This is a genomic window from Nocardia sp. NPDC056000 (assembly GCF_042269265.1).
In the GTDB taxonomy this organism is placed as follows: domain Bacteria; phylum Actinomycetota; class Actinomycetes; order Mycobacteriales; family Mycobacteriaceae; genus Nocardia.
The window spans coordinates 276742-295529 of record NZ_JBHJXS010000010.1 but is presented as its reverse complement, the minus strand read 5'-3'; the positions used below and the strand labels follow the sequence as shown (position 1 = coordinate 295529).

The window sequence follows — 18788 nt, the reverse complement described above, 5'->3', positions numbered from 1 at the left end:
GCGGATGTCGCACCAGGGGTGAGACTTCAGCCCGTTTCCGGTGTGACTCGTACGACAGAGCAAGGGTGAGGTGAATGGCAAAGGGGCAGTTGGCGGTCTTCGTGCGGGCGCGGCGTGACGCACTCGGCATGACGCAGGCGCAGTTGGCGGGCACGACCGGTTGGTCCAAATCCGCGATCGAGAAGGTCGAAGCCGGAACCCTGGTGCCCAGCCTCGAGTTCGCGGGCGCGCTGTTCGACGCGCTGTGGATTCCCTACCTCTTCCGGGAGCGGATCATCGCATCCCTCTACCCGGGCACCCTGGATCGCATTCTGGGCCGCACCGTGGCCAAGCCCGATGACGAGGACCTCGACGATCTCGAGCGGTTCCCCTACCCGGCCGCCTATCTGATGCTGCCCGAGGGGGACATGGTGGGCCTCAATGCCGCCTGGCGCGCCGCCTTCCCGGAAACCGTGGCGAAACCGAACCTGTTCACCTACCTGTACACCGAGCCCGCCGCCGCCCGGGTGCTGCTGGATTGGGAATCCCTGACCCACGGCTTCACCTACGGTCTGCGCATGATGGGCCCGATCGTGCTGTCCGAGGACACCATCGCCGACATCATCGACCGCTGCCGAGTGCACCCCGACTTCGATCGCATGTACGCCACCGATCCGGACGTCCACACGGCCCTGCGCACCGAGTTGCGCATCGCCGACCCGGCCACCGGCGTGATCCGCCGGGTGCGCCTGCGCATCGACAAACCCCATCTCCCGCACAGCCCCTGGCTCACCTACCGCCTGGTCCCGATCGAGGAGTCGGGACCGGACGGTGCGGGCGTGGCGCGCTAGCGGGCCAGCAGCCCCTTGGCGATATGGGTGACCTGGATTTCATTGCTGCCCGCGTAGATCATCAGTGATTTCGCGTCGCGCGCAAGCTGTTCCACCTTGTACTCGGCCATATAGCCGTTGCCGCCGAACAATTGGACCGCCTCCATGGCGACCTCGGTGGCGGCGCGCGAGGAGTACAGCTTCATTGCGGAAGCCTCTGCGAGAGAGACCTTTTCACCCGCCGCGGTGCGCTCGATGGCGTTGAATACCATATTCTGCACATTGATGCGGGCGATCTCCATCTCGGCCAGCTTGAGCTGGATGAGCTGGAACTGCGCGATCTCCTTACCCCACAGCTTGCGTGATTTCGCGTAATCCACACAGAGCCGGTGGCATTCGTTGATGATGCCCAGCGCCAGCGAGGCGATGCCGATGCGCTCGGCGGCGAAAGACTCCTTGGCACTGTCCTTTCCATCGCCCTTGGCCGGATTCTCGGTCTCGCCGAGCAGCCGATCCGGGGTGATGCGGACATTGTCGAAGAACAGCTCACCGGTGGGGGAGGAGTTCATGCCCATCTTCTTGAACGGCGGGCTCTGCACGAAACCCGGCATGCCCCTGTCCAATACGAAGGTGAGCACCTTGCGGTCGCGGCGATCGACGCCGTCCTCCTCGTCCAGCTTGGCGTAGACCACGGTGACATCGGCGTACGGGCCATTGGTGATGAAGGTCTTGCGCCCGTTCAGGATGTAGTCCGCACCGTCACGCCGCACATAGGACTTCATACCGCCGAAAGCGTCCGAGCCCGAATCGGGTTCGGTGATCGCCCACGCGCCGACCTTCTCCATGGTGACCAGTTCGGGCAGCCAGCGCTTCTTCTGCGCCAGCGTGCCGCGGCTGCGAATGGTGCCGACGGTGAGCCCGAGGCTGACGCCCATGGAGGCGACCAGACCCAGGCTGATTCCGGCGAGCTCGCTATTGAGGATGACCCCCATGCTGCCCGCCCCGCTGAATCCGCCGCCCGGCTTGCCGGTGGTTCCGGCCTCCTCGCGCGCGAGCGACTTCTCCAGCCCCTCCTTCGCCATCTCGTCCAGCCCGAAGGCGGCGTACAGCTTGCGGATGATGTCGAACGGCGGCAGCGCGCCGCTCTCCAGCTGGTCGACGTGCGGCTTCAGTTCCTTCTCCATGAATCCGCGCAGTGCGTCGCGGAACATCAGGTCTTCGTCGGACCACTGGTACATACGGTGAACTCCCGAGAAATCGCAGGACAGATTCCTCGAATATAGAACACGTTCTAATAAGCGAACGGGTTCAGTGCTCGTGATCGTCCTCGCCGTGCGGGTGGCCGTGCGTCAGCTCCTCATCGGTGGCATCGCGGATATCGACGACCTTGACCTGGAAGTGCAGGCGCTGACCGGCCAGCGGATGGTTGGCGTCGATGGTCACGTCATTGCCGTCGATCGCGCGCACGGTGACGATCTGTGAATCGCCGTCCGGGGCCTCGGCGTGGAATTCCATCCCGGGCTCGAGCTCGTCGACACCCTCGAACATATCCTTGTCCACCGTGCTGATCAGCTCGGCCAGGTATTCGCCGTACCCGTCGACCGGCTCGACCACCACCAGCAGTTCGTCCCCGGTGCCCTTACCCTCGAGCGCCTGCTCCAGCCCGGGCACGATGTTCTCCGCGCCGTGCAGGTAGACCAACGGGTCCTCCCCGACGGAGGTGTCCAGCACATCCCCGTCGTCATCGGTCAGGGTGTACTCGATGGAGACGACCTTGTCAGCGGTAATCGACATGGTGATGGCCCTTTCACAGAGGAATTCCGAACGAGCAAATGTATCTCGATTCCCCGGCGGTCATGACGGTGCACGCCGGACGGGTCGCGCTTGCCCTCGAGTGGGCGCGCGTGAGCGGGGTGCCACCGGCAGTGGTTGCCGCGCAGCGGGCTCCTCCACCCAGTGGTTGTCCGGTCCCGGAGAGGTTGTGACTGGGGCAGCCGAGCGGTTGCCGCAGGCGAGGCCGGGTTCGATATTTGGCTGGTGAACTCGATGGACGTGGTGGCGGCGCTCCGGCTGAACATGACCAATACCGATGATCCGGGCGCTCGGCACGAACAGCGCTACCGGGCGGCGATCGAGATGGCCGAGTACGCCGATCGGCACGGCTTCGCGGCAGTGAGCTGCGAGGAACACCATCTATCCGGAACTGGTTGGCTGCCTTCGCCATTGGTGCTCGCCGGAGCGGTGGCGGCCCGCACCGAACGGGTCGCGGTGACCATCAGCGCACTGCTGATCCCGCTCTACGATCCGATCCGACTGGCCGCCGATATCGCTGTGCTGGACAACCTTTCGGGCGGACGCGTGGTCATCGTCGCCGGAATGGGTTACCGGCCCGAGGAATACGCCGCCATGGGCCGGGACTGGGACCGGCGCGGCGAACTCATGGACACCGCGCTGGAGACCCTGCTCGCGGCCTGGCGGGATGTGCCGTTCGAGCATGCGGGCGCGCTCGTCGACGTCACCCCGAAACCCTGTACGCGGCCGCATCCGATGGTGTTCGTCGGCGGTATGACCCGGGCCGCGGCCCGGCGCGCGGCCCGCTTCGGCCTGCCGTTCTCCCCGCCGATGTCCATGCCCGACCTGGAGGAGTACTACCTGGCCGAGCTGGAGCGACTCGGCAAATTCGGGTTCGTGCACCGCCCCGAACCCGGTAACAAGCTCACCCTGCTGCACGAGGATCCGGAGGCCGGATGGCGGGACTACGGGCCCTACATCCTCAACGAGGCGCGCGAATACGGGTCCTGGCGGCGGACCGGACTGCGGCGGCCCAATGAGGCCGAGGTGAGCACCGTCGCGGATGTGCGGGCACAGGGCTACGCCGAGATCCTGACCCCGGACGAGCTGTCCGCCCAAATCGCCGGTGGCAGAACCGAGATCGTGATGAACCCGCTCATCGGCGGCCTGCCGGCCGAGGCCGGATGGGCCAGTCTGCGCCTACTCGGCGATGCGGTGCTCGCGCGCCTCGACTCGCCCGCAGCTCACGGGGCCGTCTAGTGCTTGACCGGTCCGCCAAGACGCGTTGTGCGGGCCGCCAGACCGCGCCTCGCGCCGCTATGAGACCGGCAGGCATGCCGCCGAACTTCCTGCCTACGAAAGGTATTCACGAATGATCTCCGAACTCATGGCCTATCGGGAGGGGCTGGCCGTGGACGGCCTGCGCATCCGCCGGGCGCGCGAGGATGACTGGGACGCGCTGCGCGACTGCTACGACCGTGCCTTCGGCGGTGTGCACGCCACGGATTTCGAGAGCTGGAAGCTACAGTTCCGGCTCACCGATGTCATTGTGGCCGAGGATGTCTCGGATCCGGACGCCCCCTTCGTGGCGGGGACCGGATCGGTCATCCGCATGCGGGTCGCGGTCCCCGGCGGCGCGGAGCTGGAGGTCGCGGCGTGCGCGCAGGGAATGGTCGCCACCACCCATCAGAATCGCGGCCTCTACTCCAAGATCCAGGCCGAGATGATGTACATCGCGCTGGAAACCGGCGCGGATGTCTTCGCCGCCATGCCCGGTCCGGGCGGAAATTACGGTGCGGTCGGGATCGCGAGCCACACCCGGCGGCTGCGCATCGACCGCCGCCGCGCGAAACTCCGTGCCGGAGCGGATGATCCGTCTCCCGCGCGTGAACTGCGGCCCAGCGCCGCCCGTGCCCAGCTGCGCGAGATCTACGACCGCTGGCAGCGGGCCACCCCGGGTGCGCTGAGCCGCAGCGAATTCTATTGGCCCGCAACCTATGACGACTCCTCCTGTGTGATCACGCATCCGGACGGCTACGTCATCTACGACCTGATCGGCGATACCGTCCGGGTGCGCGATTTCTGCGCGATCACCCTGACCGCACATCGCGAACTGCTGCGCTGCCTGCTCGGGCACGGCGAATACAACGACATCCTGCTGGACACCGCCGTCGACGATCCCACCCCGCTGCTGCTCGGCGATCCGCGCACGGCGGCCACGATCGGCGTGGACACCGGCGTCTGGATGTGGATTCTGAACTCGCCCAAGGCTTTCGAAGCGCGCACCTATCGCGCCGATTTCCATGGAGTGATCGAGATCGACGATCCCTACGGTATGAGCCCCGGCCGCTTCACCCTCGATGTCACCGCGGGCCGCGGCAGCTGGCGGCCCGCGCCCGAGGACGCCGCCGCCGATCTGCGGCTGAGCCCCGCCGAACTCGCCAGCGTGTACTTCGGTGCGCTCACCCCGCTGGAACTGCACCGCGCCGGGCGCATCACCGAATCGGCACCGGGCATGGTCGAGGCCCTGGACCGGGCACTGGCCCCGCTGCGGCGGCCCTTCAACATCACCCCCTTCTGACCCTAGGACACCATGACCACCCTGCGCCCGGGGCGGCTCACCGCCGCCGCCAAGAAGTTCCTCATGTGGGATCCGAATCCGGCCGTCTTCGGAATCACCATCCCCTGCCCGGTTCCGGTCTCGATGGGGCTCGATGACGCGCGCGCACTGGTCAACGCGCTCATCGACAATCACGAATCGCTGCGCAGCCGATACAGCTACGGCATGGACGCGCAATGCCTCATCGAACCGGTATCCGGCGGTGAAATCGATACGGCCAGAATCGATGTGCGCGCCGTCGATATCGAACACGTATCCGGTGCAGCCATTCCGCAGGTGATCGAGGACGAGACCGCAAAGAGCAATCTCCGGCTCGACCCGACCACCGGGAAGATCGTCACCGCCGCCCTGCTCACCCGGTCGGCCGATGTCAATATCCTGCTGCTCACCATCCATCACATCGCCATCGACGGCGTCGCCATGTGGGTGATGTGGGATGACGTGGCCACCTACGCACGGCAATGGGAAGCGGGAGAAGAGATCTCGCTGGCTCCGGAGCTGATCACGGGCTCCGAGTGGGCGGAGTTCCTCGACGAGTACGCGGTGACCCGGACGGGCGAGCTGGACTACTGGTCCGCGGCCTCGGATATCGAACCGCACGTCGAAAACCGGCCCGACACACCGGAATCCGCGTACCTCGACGGTGTGATCGAAGGCGACCTCGCGCTGCGACTGCTCGATGAACTGCCCGCCGCGCTCGATGCCTCCTACACTCGAATCCTGCTCATCGCACTGGGTTTGGCGATCGAGGACGTCACCGGCGTGGCCCGCCCCATCCAGGTGCAGAAGCACGGCCGCTACAGCCGCCTGCGACCCGGCACCGACCTGAGCCGCACCGTCGCCTGGCTGTCGGACGATTACCCGTGGCTGGTGCGCTCGGTGCCCGGCGGGCACGGCGAGCGCATGCGCGATGCCGTGGCCAACTATCCGGCGCATCCGGAGGATTACACGGTGCTGTTCTGGCATCACCCCGAAGGGTGGTCGCGGCTGGTGGAATTCAATGTCCCGAAGTTCTATTTCAACTTCCTCGGCGATGTCGGGGTGTGGATTCCGGGCGCGCACTCCCGCGAACAAGCGCGGTTGACGGTCTTCGACCTGAGCATGTTCCTGGGCGCGTCCGAGAACGACGGCATTCGCCGCGTGCACTATTCGGTGCACTCGCCCACCGGCGGCATCGGCCTCGATCGCGTGCGCGAGATTGTGGCGCAGTGGCTTTCGATCATCGAGACGGTGGACATCGCATGAGCAGAATGATCATCACGGGCATCGGCAGTCGCGGCGATATCGCGCCGCTCACCGGCCTCGGCCTGCGCCTGCGGGAAGCCGGGCACGAGGTGCTGGTCGCCGCGCATTCGGTCTTCGCGGATCTGATCACCGGCTGCGGGCTCGACTTCCGGTTGATGGAAACCAATATCGACATCGATATGACCGATCCGAATGTCGACAAGCGCAAGGCCGCATGGCAATTCGGCTCGCCCGCCGGGGTGCGCGCCACCGGTATGGGCATGATCGAGGCGCTGCGCGATGAACCCGCCGATGTCATGCTGCTGGCGCAGCTCACCGAGGGTCCGGGCTTTCCGCTGGCCGAGGCCAAGGGAATTCCGGTGATCGGCCTGCGCTTCCAGCCGATGTGCGCCACCGCCGCGTATCCACCCGCCTCCATGGGACCGCGCTCATTCGGTTCGTTCGGCAATCGGATGGCCGCCGAATTCGGCGGCTGGCTCGGCGATACCGTCTACCGCGGCGTCGTCGGTGACTTCCGCCGTGAGCTGGGACTGCCGGAGGTATCGGTGCGCGAGCTGCGCCGCCGCCGCACGGCCGCCGAATGGCCCATCCTGCACGGCTATTCGCCCTATGTGCTGCCCCGGCCCGCCGATTGGCGGCCCGGACTCGATGTCACCGGGTACTGGTGGCCGCCGAGTCCCCTCGACTGGCAGCCGCCCGCCGAACTGGTGGACTTCCTGGCGGCCGGGCCGCCACCGGTATTCATCGGATTCGGCAGCGTGGTCGATTCCAGCGCGCACAGCGCTCACGTTTCGGAGATTGTGCGTAAAGCATTGCGGCAGGCCGGTGTTCGCGGCGTCGTGCAGGCGGGCTGGCTGCAATTGGATGTCAGCGATGACGATGTGCTCACCATCGGCGAGGTTCCGCACGACTGGCTGTTCCCGCAGATGGCGGCCGTCGTGCATTCCTGCGGTGCGGGCACCACCGCCGCCGGACTGCGCGCTGGCGTTCCCGCGATCGGCGTACCGAGCTATTCGGATCAGCCGTTCTGGGCGCAACGGCTCACCGAACTCGGTGTCAGCGCCGCCACCATCCCGCACGCGAAACTCGGCGTCGACGCACTGGCCGCCGCGATTCGCACCGCGATCTCGGACTCGACCCTGCGCGCCAATGCCGCCGACGTCGCGGACCGGCTCGCACGGGAAGACGGTGCGGGACAGGCGGTCAAGGCGATAGAAGCACACTTGGCCACGTTGTGAACCGGGCGCACCGGTTGCCGCCGGGGACCGGTGCGGACCCGTTGATACGGAAAGCAGTGCGGGCGCACCCGATTCGGATGCGCCCGCACTGGATTCGGCTATCGCCGCACACTCAGTCCTTCACGAGAACCGGTGTGGCGTCCTCGAGTTCGTCCGCCGTCGGCTCCGCGTGCTCCGGCTCCGGGGCACGGCTGGGCAGCAGCACTGCCATGACGATCACCAGGACCGACAGCGCCGCCGAGACCGCGAAGGCCAGCCGCATACCGTTCAGATGCGCCTCCGGCACCGGGGTGCCGGAATCGATCAGCGAATTGGCGCGACCGGACATGATCGTCACCACCAGCGCGGTGCCGAACGCCGCCGCCACCTGCTGCAGGGTGCCCAGCATGGAGCTGCCGTGCGAGTAGAGATGCATGGGCAGCGAACCCAGGCCGAGCGTGAAGACCGGCGTGAACGCCGCGGCCAGCGAGGCCATCAGCAGAATGTGCAGGGCCAGCAGCTGCCAGTACGGCATGGTCTGCGAGATCTGGGTGAACCCGGCGAGCGCGGCGGTAATGCCGATCGCGGCCGGAATCACCAGCACCCGGCCGCCGAAGCGGTCGAAGATCTTGCCGACCGTCGGGCCGAGCAGACCCATGGCCAGACCACCGGGCATGACCAGCAAACCGGTCTGCAACGGGGACAGCCCGCGCAGCGTCTGCAGGTACAGCGGCAGCAGGATCATCGAGCCCATCATGGCCAGGAAGGCGACCGCCATCAGGACCAGCGATTTGGTGTAGGTGGGTGCCAGCAGGACGCGCAGGTCCAGCAGCGGGCCGCTGCCGCGCTGCAGTCGGATCTGACGCCAGGCGAACACGGCGATCAGGGCCGCGCCGGCGGCGATGATCAGCGCGGGCGTGGTGGCATCGCCACCGCCGAACTTGCTCAGGCCGTAGACCAGGCTGCCGAAACCGAGGGCCGCCAGAATCACGCTCGCCACATCGATCGCACCGGTCTGCGGTTCGCCGATGTTCTCCAGTTTGCGCAGGCCCAGCCAGGTGACCACACCGGCGATCGGCAGCATGAGCACGAATAGCCAGCGCCACGAACCGATCTGGAGGATCAGACCGGAGATGACCGGGCCCATGGCGGGCGCCACCGAAATGGCCAGCGTGACATTGCCCATGACGCGGCCGCGATCCTGCTCGTGCACGACCGTCATCAGCGTGGTCATCAACAGCGGCATCATGACCGCGGTGCCGCCGGCCTGGATGACCCGGCCGATCAGCAGGATCGCGAAGGACGGCGCGACCGAGGAGAGCGCGGTGCCGACCAGGAACACGCCCATGGCCAGGGCGTACGCCCGGCGGGTGGTGACCCGCTGCAGGAACCAGCCGGTGGCCGGGATCAGCGCGGCCATGGTGAGCATGAACGCGGTGGAAACCCACTGCGCCGAACGATCACTGACCTTCAGATCCGTCATCAGGCGCGGGATCGCGTTGATCATGATGGTTTCGTTCAGAATCACCACGAAGGTCGCGAGCACCAGCAGCCGGATGACCGTCGGGGTTCCGCCTCCCGAGGGAGCCTGCGCTCCCGGGGGAGCGGATATATCGGCGTGCATTCGGGTACCTCCGGGGGCGTGAGCTCTGAAACAGACGTGTGGCCCGATGGCGAGTCACCGACTCCCGTATCCCGGCGCCACACGAGAACAGACGGGAACGGGTCGCTCAACTCATCGGTCGCGCGTCAGTATTCCGGGCGGCACCGACGGGAATCCTCTGATTTTCGCCTCCCCGCGCGGTGATGCGCCGCCGGATTCAACCGCTCACCAGCGACTTTCCAGCATCGCGAAAGTCGTCAGTGACCCTGGTCACCCGACCCGGTGCGGGATCGGACAGGTCCGGGGGCCGTGCGAGCCGGTGGGCTGTCAATCCGCGCGGGTCGCCCAACTTGGGTGGGTCATGGCCGATGTGCGCTGAACGCCGCTGCTGCACAATCGAATCAGCTGGTGATTTCGACCGGGTCTACTTGGCGTGCTCTTAAGGCGAAAGGCGGAAGTGTCTTAAGTCACCGTAAATCCGCGTCTGCCACGCTTTCGCTCATGACGGCGGGCGCATCCGGCACACAGCGGGACTGTGAGGCATTGTGTATCGCCGTCGAACGACGCATGGCGATCCGGCTCACGGTGGGACCCGTTGCGGGAGAACTCTTTCGGGTGATCGATCTGCTCGGCGGGCTGCTGCGGCACAGTCGCACCGTCGCCGGGGTGTGGGAGATGGATCCCACGCTGGCCGATGAGTTGCCCGGCACCCAGCGCATGCGCGAAATCGAGGACTTCCTCGCGCTGGCGCGGCGTATCGTGCGCGAATCCGATCAGATCTGCCCGGCCGAACCCACCGCGCCCGAACGGCGGCGGCGGGTGTGGGGCGATCTCACCGATCTGCTCATTCGCGCCGAGGTGCTGGCCGAGCGCATCATTCGCGTGGTCCCGCGCCAGCACGACACCGTCGAGGGCTCGCGCGAGATCTCCCGGCTGCGGCTGGCAACCCACGCCGACACCCTCGTCGAGGCCGCGTTGCTGATCCGCTCGGCGGTGCGCGAGGCGTTGCGGGTGCCCTCACCCGATGCCGACGCGCTCCGCCTGGCCGCCACCGCCGACCTCGTCATACAGCTGGCCGCCGGACTGGACGCCGAATCGTGTATCACGGCGCGCCAAGTCAGTTGAACCGCGTCAGAACGAAAAAGCTAGGAGCACAATGCGCGCCGTTCCGGCCGAGAACCACGGCAGCGAACAGAAGATGCTTGGCAGCTATATGCAGCGCCAGCGTCTCGAACTCGGATTGACGCAGGCACAGGTCGCGGCATTGCTGTTCATGTCCAGCTCCGGCTTCGAGAAGTACGAGAACGGGCAGCGGGTGCCGACCGTCGCCGCCATCCGATCCTGGTGCACCGCATTGGATCTGCCGCGCTACAAGCGGCGCAAGGTGTGGTCCATGGTGATGGGGGAGGACCTCACCGTCGCCGCCGGGCAATTGGAGACGGTGACCGCCGCCGAACTCAATCTCATGAATCACATGCCGGGACCGGCCTTCCTGCACCGGGTTCCGGAGTACTACGTGCTCGGCGCGAATGCCCGTGCGGTGGAGATGTTTCCGTGGCTGGATCCGGCGCTGGGCACCCCGGAACGACCGGTGAACGTGATCGTGCAGATGATGACCGATCCGCGGGCGCGCGAGGCGCTGGTCAACTGGGAAGCCATCGTGCACCGGCTGGTGTACATCCTCAAGGAGAACTCGCTCGGCATCGTGCCCGAACTGGAGATCGCCGCGATTCGCCAAGCGTGCCAGTCGAATCCGAACTTCGACCGGATGTGGAACACCGCCATGCCGGTGACCGCGTACTACGACGACACCGTCATCGTGCGCGAACCCGAATTCGGCGAGGAGATCGTCTTCCAGATGGATTCGCTGCGCTGGGCGCATCCCTGGCGCGATATCGAGATGTTCAGTCTGACACCGCGAAACACCGATGACGGTCCGCCATTGCACGAGACGATGCCGGGTATCTTCGCCTGGTGATTCGCGCCGATCGTACGCCCGGTTAACGACCTCGCCGCGCGGCTCGATGACCTATATGGCGTCGGGGGCGATATCGAAATCGGGAGAAATACATGAAGGCATGGGTTTTGGCGTTCGCTGCCGTCGCCGCGATCGGCGGTATCGCCGGATGCAATGACGACACCACCACCGGGGCGACCCCCGGTTCGAACGCGCCGATCACCACCCCGGCGGGCGGGGCCGCCAACCCGGGTTCGCCCGGCACGGTCGCCGCATCCTCACCGGCCGCCGGACTGCCCACCCGCAATGACGCGAATGTGGACGCCCGCGATTTCCAGCAGGGGGATAAGTACTACTTCCAGTCGCCGACCGGAAACATCATGTGCGGCTTCGTCAATGAGGGCACCTTCGGCACCGGCTGCCAGCTCGAGCACGCCTCGGTGGTCCCCGCCGCGCTGCCCGACTGCGGCACCCGGCCCGACCGCGCGGTCGCGGCCTACATCGCCGGTGCGAAATCCCAGTTCATCTGCCTGAACCAGGGCGTCTTCGTCGGCAGCCCGACCGGACCGGTCACTCCCGGCAACAACAAGGGCGGCGGCAAAGTCCTCGAATACGGTCAAACCATCATCGTGCGGGGCACCGCCTGCACCTCCACCCAGGCGGGCGTTCGCTGCGATGCGGGCGGTCACGGCTTCTTCATCGCGGCCGATCAGCAGAGCCTGTTCTGACCAGGCATCGGTCCGGTCCGGAACCGAAGCCGTTATCCCGCCTCGTCGGTGCGGGACATCGGCTGCCGTGCACGTGCGGGAATTCTTCCTCGTCATCGCCGGGAGGGCGAGGCGGGTTTGCGCACGTGCCTTCCTGGACGCGGCTCGGTGTGGGTGGCGTGGGCACGTCGTGATCGGGTGCCACGGGGTGCGTGTGGTGCGGTGGGCGTAGTGGCGGGCTGCGGGGAAGGCAGACTGGGCGGCAATGAAACTGCCTGAACTGCCTGATTTGCCGGTGCGCGCGGCGCTCGACGAGATCGTCGGGACGCTCGGTGAGCGCGGGACGGCGGTGCTGGTCGCGCCGCCGGGGACCGGGAAGACGACGCTGGTGCCGTTGGCGCTGGCCGCCGGGACCGGCGGGCGGATCGTGGTCGCCGAGCCGCGGCGGCTGGCGGCGCGGGCGGCGGCCGGGCGGATGGCCGCGCTGCTGGGGGAGCCGGTCGGGGAGAGCGTCGGATATTCGGTGCGCGGGGATCGGCGGGTGAGCGCGGGGACCCGGGTCGAGGTGGTGACCTCCGGACTGCTGGTGCGGCGGTTGCAGAATGATCCGGAGTTGGGTGGGGTCGACGCGGTGGTGCTCGACGAATGTCATGAGCGGCATCTGGACGCCGATCTGCTGCTGGCCCTGCTGCTCGACGCGCGGGGTGGGCTGCGGCCGGATCTGCGGGTGCTGGCCACCTCCGCCACGGTCGCGGCGGATCGGCTGGCGGCGCTGCTCGGCGGTGCGCGGCCCGCGCCCGTGCTGGAAGTGCACGGGCGGGCGTATCCGGTTGAGATGGAATATGTTTCGGCACTGCCCAAGGAACGGGTCGAGGCGCATATCGCGCGGACCGTGCGATCGGCGCTGGCCGGATCCGCCGGGGATGTGCTGGTCTTCCTGCCCGGTGCGGCCGAGATTCGCCGGGTGAGCGCACAACTCTCCGGTCTGCCGGATGTCGATGTCATGCCGTTGCACGGCAGGCTTTCCGGGGCCGCCCAGGATGCTGCCCTGCGGGCGGGGAGCCGCCGCCGCGTCGTATTGTCCACGGCCGTAGCCGAATCCAGCCTCACCGTGCCCGGTGTGCGCATCGTGGTGGATTCCGGCCTGGCCCGCGTTCCGCGCGTCGATCATCGGCGCGGCCTGTCCGGCCTTGCGACAGTGCGGGTTTCGGCCGCCGTGGCCGAACAGCGCGCGGGCCGCGCCGGTCGTGAAGCGCCCGGCTGGGCGTGGCGCTGCTGGCCCGAATATGAGCACGCCACCCTGCCCGCGTACCCCGAACCGGAGATCCGCACCGCCGACCTCACCCGGCTCGCCCTGGAACTCGCATGCTGGGGTACCGCCGACGGTCAGGGCCTGGGCTGGTGGGATCCGCCGCCCCCGGGTGCCCTCGCCGCGGGCCGAGAAGTACTGCGCGCCTTGGGAGCCGAGGAACCAGGCGGTGCGGTCACCGACCGCGGACGCCGCATGGCCGCGCTCGGCCTGCACCCCCGGCTGGCGCGCGCCCTCCTCGATGGCGCGGCCCAGGTGGGAGCCCGCCCCGCCGCCGAAGTGGTGGCCCTGCTCGACGATGACACCACCGTCGCCGCCGTCGACCTGATCACCGCCATCCGCACCCTGCGCGCCGATCCGCCCCAGCGGTGGAAGCGTGAGGTCGACCGGCTCACCCGGCTGGTCGAAAACGCCGAGGGCTCGGACCGCGAGCGGTTCGGGAAGGCGCGGCCGCGCAATGCGGAAGATCTGGCTCTCGTTGCGGCGCTTGCGTATCCGGAGCGGTTGGCGCGGCGGCGGGGGCCGGGATCGCCCAGCTATCTGATGGTGGGCGGCACCGCCGTATCGCTGCCGCCGGGTTCCGGGGTGGGGGAATCGGAATGGCTGGCGGTGGCGGGCGCGTCCCGGGATCCGGGGCGGGCGGAGGGGCGAATTCGGCTGGCCGCCATGGCCGATGAGCAATTGGCCCGGCAGGCCGCGCCGGATCTGCTGATCCGGGCCGATGAGGTCGACTGGGTGGACGGGGATGTGGTCGCGCGGCGGGTCGAGCGATTGGGCGCGATCGTGCTGTCGGAGAAGCCTTTACGGAATCCGGACCGGGCGCTGGTGGAACGGGCGCTGCGGCGCGGGCTGAGTACGCAGGGACTGGACCTGTTGCGGTGGAGTGCCGATGCGGTCGGGCTGCGGCAGCGGCTGGAATTCCTGCACCGCACCCTCGGCGCGCCCTGGCCCGCGATGGATGATCAAGCGCTACTGGATGATTCGGAAAGCTGGCTCGGTCCCGAGCTGGCCACCGCCAATCGCCGCGCCGATCTCGAACGCATCGATGCCGGTCAAGCGCTCCGCCGCCTACTGCCCTGGCCGCAGGCGAACCGCTTCGACGAATTGGCTCCCGAACGCCTGGAAGTGCCCTCCGGCAGCAGGATTCGCCTCGACTACTCGGGCGACACCCCGATTCTGGCCGTCAAAGTCCAGGAGATCTTCGGCTGGGCCGAGCTCCCTCGCCTGGCCGAGGGCCGGGTGCCGATTCTGCTGCACCTGCTCTCACCGGCGCAGCGCCCGATCGCCGTCACCGCAGACCTGGCGTCATTCTGGCAGAACGGCTGGCCCCAGGTGCGAGCGGAACTCCGCGGTCGCTACCCCAAACACGCCTGGCCGGAAGACCCCGCCGCCATGCCCGCCCACCGGGGCACCGCTCGCCGCGCGCGCGAATAGCGACCGCGCCCGCAAGGGTGATCGCACCCCGCCGAGGGGTGTACGGACTCGGCGGGGTGCGGCTCGCGCCTCAGTCGGCGCGAGGGATCGGGGTGTTGTGGCGAGCGATCGTCCACCAGCGGCCGTTCTCCTTGATCAGCACGTAGAGCGCGACCATGGCCGGATCCTGATCCACCAGCTCGCCCGTGGCGGTGGTCTCCCGAGCGAGCTTGTGCACCAGGGCGACATCCGGGCGAGGGAAGGTGATGTCGGCGATGTCGTAGCGCACGAACTGGTCCTTCAGGAATCCGGCGAGCCCGGCCTCCGAGGCCGCGCGCACGGTATCCGCGCCGTGCATGACCGTGCCGACGGCATTGCCCGCACTGGCATTGGCGGCGTAGTCCGCGGCCATGAGCTCCGCGTCATTGGTGTTGAACGCCCGCTGCGCATTCGCGATCACCTGCGTGATCGCGGCGATATCGGCGGTGTGATCGACCGTGGTGTCCTCGATGACCGGCGCGGTCGCGGCTGCTGTGCTCATGATCCACATCCTGATACCTCAACCAATGTTGAAGTCAAGTGCGGCATTCCGGCGTGACTCACATCACTCGCTCGGGGCTTGCCTGCATACCCCCTGGGGGTATTAACTCTGATTCGTAACAGAGATCGAAGTCAGATGAGAGGGCCGGAGAAATGACCACCCACGCACACGCCGCAGACCACGCCGACCACACGGCACACGACCCGCACGCCGGGCATGACGCGCACGGCGCGCACGCTGGGCATGACGCGCACGCCGGGCACGACGCCGGACTGCCGGGCGGGTTGCAGGTCACGCAGGACGGGTACACGCTCGAACTGGCCGAAACCATCCTGCGCGCAGGCGAATTCGAGTTCCGGTTCCGGATTCTCGGACCCGAGGGCGAGCCGGTCACCGACTACACGCCGCTGCACGATCGCGATCTGCACCTCATCGTGGTGCAGCGGGAACTCACCGGATTCTGGCATGTACACCCGGAATTGGCCGCCGACGGCACCTGGGCCGTACGCCTGAACCTGCCCGCCGCCGGTGCGTACCGCGCGTTCACCGATATCGCCCCGACCGCGCTGGGCAAAACCATCACGCTCGGAGCCGATTTCGCCATCGCCGGTGAGTACGACCCGCAGCCCACCCCGGCAGCCACCCGCACCGCTCTGGTCGACGGCTACGAGGTCACGCTCGACGGTGATCTCGTCCCCGGCGAGGGCCGTCTGCTCACCCTCACCGTGCGCAAGGACGGCGCACCGGTCACCGATCTGGAGCCCTACCTGGCCGCCTACGGCCACCTGGTCATCCTGCGCGCAGGCGACCTGGCCTACGTGCACGTCCACCCCAATGGCGAACCCGGCGACGGCGTCACCGCACCCGGCCCCGACATCACCTTCCACACCGCGGTCCCCGGCCCCGGCACCTACCGCCTGTTCCTGGACTTCAAGCACAACGGCACCGTCCGCACCGCACCCTTCACCCTCACCACCACCCGCGCCTGACCGGCCCTGCGGCTCCACCGCCGCGCCCTGCCGCCCCGACCGCTCAGCACAGCGGTTGGGGCGCAGTGCGTTTCGGGCCCCGCCGCTCCCGAGCTCCGCCGTCGGGTGCGGCGGTGCCGGGTTGACGCGGCGGACGCAGCGGGCTCACAGGGAACTCCCAGGCGAGCTGAAGCGCGGGCACACCGGGGGCTCATAGGCTGCGCGAGTCCGAGCAGGTGAAGAGCGGTTTTCGAGGAGGGTAGTGCGGGCATGACGGCGGCGATCAGCGTTGCGGACGGTGGGGTGCCGGTGCGGGACGAAACGTGGTGGAGGCCGGTGATATTCGGCCCACCCGGCAGTCCGCGCTGGGAACGGCCGGGGCTGCTGGCGCTACTCGCGGCCACCGCGGTGCTGTACCTGTGGGGACTCGGCGGGGCCGGGTGGACCAATGAGTACTACGCGGCCGCGGTGCAATCGGGAACCCAGAGCTGGAAGGCGCTGCTGTTCGCCTCGCTCGACCCGCAGAACTCCATCACGGTCGACAAACCGCCCGCCGCCATGTGGATCATGGGACTGTCCGGGCGGGTCTTCGGCTTCAACTCGTGGTCCATGCTCGCGCCCGAGGCGCTCATGGGCGTGGCCGCGGTCGGACTGCTGGCGGCGACGGTGCGCCGCTGGGCGGGACCGGCCGCCGGACTCATCGCCGGCGCGGCGCTCGCGGTAACCCCGGTGGCGGCCATGATGTTCCGCTACGACAACCCCGACGCCCTGCTGACCCTGCTGCTGGTCGCCGCCGCGTACTGCACGGTGCGCTCGGTGGACGCGCCCGGCGAGAACTGGTGGTCGGCGAGCACCGCCTGGCTGGCAGGTGCGGGCGTCCTCATGGGCCTGGGCTTCCTGACCAAGATGATGCAGGCGTTCCTGGTGCTGCCCGGCCTCGCGCTGGTGGTGCTGGTCGCGGGTGCGGGCGGAATCCTCACGCGCATAAAGAAACTGGCGACGGCGGGACTCGCTGTGGTGGTGTCCTCCGGCTGGTACGTGGCCCTGGTGGCGCTGTGGCCCACCGGGTCCCGCCCGTACATCGGCGGATCCACCGATAACAGCCTGTGGGAGTTGGCCGTCGACTACAACGGCCTCGGCCGCGTCTTCGGCAACCACGGCGGCGGTGGCGGCCGCCCGGCCACAGCACGCCCCACCACCGGTGCCGCCGCCCAACTCACCGGCGGTGCCACCCCCACCCAAATCCCCACCACCGCAGGACAAATGCCGAGCGGTGCCGCGCAGATCCCCGGTGGAGCCGGTCAGATCACCGGAGGTGGTCAATTCCCCGGTGGAGGTGGCCAATTCGGTGGTGGTGGCGCGCAGATCCCCGGTGGGGGTGGCGGTGGGGGCGGCCAATTCCAGGGTGGTTTCGGGGGATTCGGTAGTCAGCCCGGGGTTACTCGGCTGTTCAATGGTGAGCTCGCTACGGAGTTCTCGTGGTTGTTGCCCGCCGCGCTCATCGCGCTGGTGGCGGGTGTGTGGATTACCCGCCGGGTGGCTCGCACCGATCGGGTGCGTGCCGGGCTCGTGCTCTGGGGCGGTTGGCTGCTGGTGAGTGCGGCGGTGCTCAGCTATATGAGCCGGTCGTTCCACTCGTACTACTCGGTCATGCTGGCTCCGCCGATTGCGGCGCTCATCGGGATCGGCGCGACGCAGCTGTGGCAGCGGCGCGAGCATATCGCCGCGCGCGCAACGCTTTCCGTGATGAGCGTGGCCACCGGTGCCTGGACCTTCGTACTGTTGAACCGGACCGCGTACTGGCTGCCGTGGTTGCGCTGGAGCATTCTCGTGCTCTCGATCGTGGCGGCGATACTGCTGCTCGGTATGCCGCGCGTGCGCCGCTTCAGCCTCGTAATCGGCGCTGTCGCACTGGTTGTCGGCCTGGTCGGGCCGACGGCGTACGCGGTCGAGACCGTGGCGCAGGCGCATTCGGGCGGCAGCCCGATCGCCGGTCCGGAGCGACCCTCGCGCGGCGGGCAGTATCGCGGTGGCGGCAATGGCGCGAACGACGATTCGGCCATCGACGGTCTCATCGCCTCGGCGAATACCCGCTGGGCCGCCGCCGCGGTGGGCGCTTCCGAGGTGAGTTCGATCGAATTGCGCACCGGCGCACCGCTACTGGCGGTGGGCGGCTTCAGCGGCCGTGACGAAGCGCCGACGCTGGCGCAGTTCCAGAGCTACGTGGCGGACCATCAGGTCGGCTACTACCTGGTCCGGCAACGCCAGAACCGCAACGGGCAGGACGAGAACGCGCAGAACGAAGGCCAGAATCCGCAGGGCCAGGGCGATCAGGGCCGCGACGGACGCGGTCAGAACGGCCAAGGCGGCCAGAACGATCCGGGCGGCCAGGGTGGGCAGGGCGGCCAGGGTGGCGGTCGCTCCGGATCCGACCAGTCGACCTCGGCGCAGATCACCGCCTGGGTCCGGGCGAACTACCCGGTGACCATGGTCGGCAATATGGAGGTCTACCACCTCGCTTGATGGTCCGGGCGGACGACCGCACGACGGTTTTCCGCCCATGCCCGGGCCATCTACCGATCGATCGGTTCGCACGATGCGAGCCGAT

Annotated in this window: 15 protein-coding genes; 11 read left to right on the top strand and 4 right to left on the bottom strand. The window is 68.0% G+C overall.

The window, feature by feature from the left end:
• Window positions 1–74: 74 nt before the first annotated feature.
• The gene (locus ACFC4D_RS28860) at window positions 75–830 is read left to right on the top strand and encodes a helix-turn-helix domain-containing protein (RefSeq protein WP_376068073.1); all 756 of its coding nucleotides are present in this window, start codon (window positions 75–77) and stop codon (window positions 828–830) included.
• Here the strand turns inward: ACFC4D_RS28860 and ACFC4D_RS28855 are convergent.
• Together ACFC4D_RS28855 and ACFC4D_RS28850 are read right to left on the bottom strand one after the other, a co-directional pair.
• Entirely contained in the window at window positions 827–2047 is a 1221-nt protein-coding gene (locus ACFC4D_RS28855; RefSeq protein WP_364641934.1) for an acyl-CoA dehydrogenase family protein, read from the bottom strand. The genes ACFC4D_RS28860 and ACFC4D_RS28855 overlap by 4 nt on opposite strands.
• Before the next feature lie 70 nt (window positions 2048–2117).
• Window positions 2118–2603, bottom strand: a complete 486-nt coding sequence (locus tag ACFC4D_RS28850) for a peptidylprolyl isomerase (RefSeq protein ID WP_376068071.1) — start codon at window positions 2601–2603, stop codon at window positions 2118–2120.
• Window positions 2604–2855: 252 nt separating this feature from the next.
• Here ACFC4D_RS28850 and ACFC4D_RS28845 point away from each other — a divergent pair, with 252 nt between their 5' ends.
• The 4 genes from ACFC4D_RS28845 to ACFC4D_RS28830 all read left to right on the top strand — a co-directional run bounded on the left by ACFC4D_RS28845 (window position 2856) and on the right by ACFC4D_RS28830 (window position 7703).
• On the top strand, window positions 2856–3860 hold the full coding sequence (locus ACFC4D_RS28845) for an LLM class flavin-dependent oxidoreductase (protein ID WP_376068245.1): 1005 nt from the start codon (window positions 2856–2858) through the stop codon (window positions 3858–3860).
• Window positions 3861–3972: 112 nt separating this feature from the next.
• The gene (locus ACFC4D_RS28840) at window positions 3973–5181 is read left to right on the top strand and encodes a GNAT family N-acetyltransferase (RefSeq protein ID WP_376068069.1); all 1209 of its coding nucleotides are present in this window, start codon (window positions 3973–3975) and stop codon (window positions 5179–5181) included.
• A gap of 12 nt (window positions 5182–5193) precedes the next feature.
• The gene (locus ACFC4D_RS28835; protein ID WP_376068067.1) at window positions 5194–6465 is read left to right on the top strand and encodes a condensation domain-containing protein; all 1272 of its coding nucleotides are present in this window, start codon (window positions 5194–5196) and stop codon (window positions 6463–6465) included.
• Window positions 6462–7703 (top strand): glycosyltransferase, encoded by a 1242-nt coding sequence (locus ACFC4D_RS28830; protein WP_376068065.1) that lies wholly within the window; start codon window positions 6462–6464, stop codon window positions 7701–7703. The genes ACFC4D_RS28835 and ACFC4D_RS28830 overlap by 4 nt, the downstream gene beginning before the upstream one ends.
• Before the next feature lie 112 nt (window positions 7704–7815).
• On the opposite strand, the gene ACFC4D_RS28825 is transcribed toward ACFC4D_RS28830, so the two are convergent.
• Window positions 7816–9306 carry an MDR family MFS transporter gene (locus ACFC4D_RS28825; protein ID WP_375965195.1) on the bottom strand — a complete coding sequence of 497 codons (1491 nt, stop codon included), beginning with the start codon at window positions 9304–9306 and terminating at the stop codon, window positions 7816–7818.
• A 480-nt stretch (window positions 9307–9786) separates the two neighbouring features.
• Here ACFC4D_RS28825 and ACFC4D_RS28820 point away from each other — a divergent pair, with 480 nt between their 5' ends.
• The 4 genes from ACFC4D_RS28820 (at window position 9787) to hrpB (ending at window position 14692) form a co-directional block, all read left to right on the top strand.
• Complete coding sequence (locus ACFC4D_RS28820; RefSeq protein ID WP_364641916.1) at window positions 9787–10410, top strand: hypothetical protein; 624 nt, start codon at window positions 9787–9789, stop codon at window positions 10408–10410.
• Between the two features lie 31 nt (window positions 10411–10441).
• Window positions 10442–11263, top strand: a complete 822-nt coding sequence (locus ACFC4D_RS28815) for a helix-turn-helix domain-containing protein (protein ID WP_375965198.1) — start codon at window positions 10442–10444, stop codon at window positions 11261–11263.
• Window positions 11264–11355: 92 nt separating this feature from the next.
• Entirely contained in the window at window positions 11356–11970 is a 615-nt protein-coding gene (locus ACFC4D_RS28810; protein WP_376068063.1) for a DUF6636 domain-containing protein, read from the top strand.
• 244 nt (window positions 11971–12214) lie between these two features.
• The gene (hrpB, locus tag ACFC4D_RS28805; protein ID WP_376068062.1) at window positions 12215–14692 is read left to right on the top strand and encodes an ATP-dependent helicase HrpB; all 2478 of its coding nucleotides are present in this window, start codon (window positions 12215–12217) and stop codon (window positions 14690–14692) included.
• A gap of 70 nt (window positions 14693–14762) precedes the next feature.
• On the opposite strand, the gene ACFC4D_RS28800 is transcribed toward hrpB, so the two are convergent.
• Entirely contained in the window at window positions 14763–15212 is a 450-nt protein-coding gene (locus ACFC4D_RS28800; RefSeq protein WP_376068060.1) for an SgcJ/EcaC family oxidoreductase, read from the bottom strand.
• Window positions 15213–15364: 152 nt separating this feature from the next.
• Between ACFC4D_RS28800 and ACFC4D_RS28795 the strand changes: the two genes are divergently transcribed.
• Entirely contained in the window at window positions 15365–16201 is an 837-nt protein-coding gene (locus ACFC4D_RS28795; RefSeq protein ID WP_376068058.1) for a hypothetical protein, read from the top strand.
• Window positions 16202–16450: 249 nt separating this feature from the next.
• A complete protein-coding gene (locus ACFC4D_RS28790) occupies window positions 16451–18703 on the top strand; it encodes an ArnT family glycosyltransferase (protein WP_376068056.1) in 2253 nt (750 codons plus the stop codon).
• Window positions 18704–18788 lie beyond the last annotated feature (85 nt).

Excerpts from the sequence above, each read along its gene's own strand:
- ACFC4D_RS28840 (WP_376068069.1), top strand. The coding sequence starts at position 3,973 with ATGATCTCCGAACTCATGGCCTATCGGGAGGGGCTGGCCGTGGACGGC.
- ACFC4D_RS28810 (WP_376068063.1), top strand. The coding sequence starts at position 11,356 with ATGAAGGCATGGGTTTTGGCGTTCGCTGCCGTCGCCGCGATCGGCGGT.
- ACFC4D_RS28795 (WP_376068058.1), top strand. The coding sequence starts at position 15,365 with ATGACCACCCACGCACACGCCGCAGACCACGCCGACCACACGGCACAC.
- ACFC4D_RS28845 (WP_376068245.1), top strand. The coding sequence starts at position 2,856 with ATGGACGTGGTGGCGGCGCTCCGGCTGAACATGACCAATACCGATGAT.
- ACFC4D_RS28790 (WP_376068056.1), top strand. The coding sequence starts at position 16,451 with ATGACGGCGGCGATCAGCGTTGCGGACGGTGGGGTGCCGGTGCGGGAC.
- ACFC4D_RS28835 (WP_376068067.1), top strand. The coding sequence starts at position 5,194 with ATGACCACCCTGCGCCCGGGGCGGCTCACCGCCGCCGCCAAGAAGTTC.
- ACFC4D_RS28850 (WP_376068071.1), bottom strand. The coding sequence starts at position 2,603 with ATGTCGATTACCGCTGACAAGGTCGTCTCCATCGAGTACACCCTGACC.
- ACFC4D_RS28855 (WP_364641934.1), bottom strand. The coding sequence starts at position 2,047 with ATGTACCAGTGGTCCGACGAAGACCTGATGTTCCGCGACGCACTGCGC.
- ACFC4D_RS28860 (WP_376068073.1), top strand. The coding sequence starts at position 75 with ATGGCAAAGGGGCAGTTGGCGGTCTTCGTGCGGGCGCGGCGTGACGCA.
- ACFC4D_RS28820 (WP_364641916.1), top strand. The coding sequence starts at position 9,787 with ATGACGGCGGGCGCATCCGGCACACAGCGGGACTGTGAGGCATTGTGT.
- ACFC4D_RS28830 (WP_376068065.1), top strand. The coding sequence starts at position 6,462 with ATGAGCAGAATGATCATCACGGGCATCGGCAGTCGCGGCGATATCGCG.
- ACFC4D_RS28815 (WP_375965198.1), top strand. The coding sequence starts at position 10,442 with ATGCGCGCCGTTCCGGCCGAGAACCACGGCAGCGAACAGAAGATGCTT.
- ACFC4D_RS28800 (WP_376068060.1), bottom strand. The coding sequence starts at position 15,212 with ATGAGCACAGCAGCCGCGACCGCGCCGGTCATCGAGGACACCACGGTC.
- ACFC4D_RS28825 (WP_375965195.1), bottom strand. The coding sequence starts at position 9,306 with ATGCACGCCGATATATCCGCTCCCCCGGGAGCGCAGGCTCCCTCGGGA.
- hrpB (WP_376068062.1), top strand. The coding sequence starts at position 12,215 with ATGAAACTGCCTGAACTGCCTGATTTGCCGGTGCGCGCGGCGCTCGAC.